Origin of the sequence: Vibrio sp. 10N.261.52.A1 (assembly GCF_002876325.1) — a bacterium.
GTDB lineage: Bacteria > Pseudomonadota > Gammaproteobacteria > Enterobacterales > Vibrionaceae > Vibrio > Vibrio chagasii.
Map to the genome: position 1 here is coordinate 1 of NZ_MCYD01000253.1, position 452 is coordinate 452.

Genomic DNA, 452 nt, shown 5'->3' on the forward strand with positions numbered 1-452 from the left:
CAGGCCAATACTCTTAGTGCCGCCTAATAGCTTCGAACCGCTACCAAGCATTGTGATTTTGACATCGTCAGGTGCATCAGCAGAAAGCAGGCTCTCTTTTGCGGCGCGGGTCTGTTGAATCAGTTTGGTGAGGCTGGAGGCATTCAGTTTTTTGTTTTGATTGAAGCGCTGCTCTGCAAGATGAGCGAGGGCTAAATCTAGGTTATCACCACCCAGCATTAAGTGTTCGCCAACGCCGATACGGTCGAGTGCTAGCTCGTTATGACCAGCATTATCTGTATCGAATTTGGCTTCAATTAAGCTTAAGTCGGTAGTACCACCGCCGACATCACACACTAAGATCAATGGGATCTGTTGAAGCTCATCCGCCGCCGTTTGTTGGTGGCGCGCATACCAGTCGTAACAAACCGCTTGAGGCTCTTCGAGCAATAGAATCTTACCTAAGCCTGCAA

General features: G+C 49.1%; 1 protein-coding gene. It reads right to left on the reverse strand.

Annotated elements, in window-relative coordinates:
• The coding region (locus BCT81_RS03320; RefSeq protein ID WP_157938839.1) for an Hsp70 family protein at window positions 1-452 on the reverse strand (452 nt) is incomplete at both ends.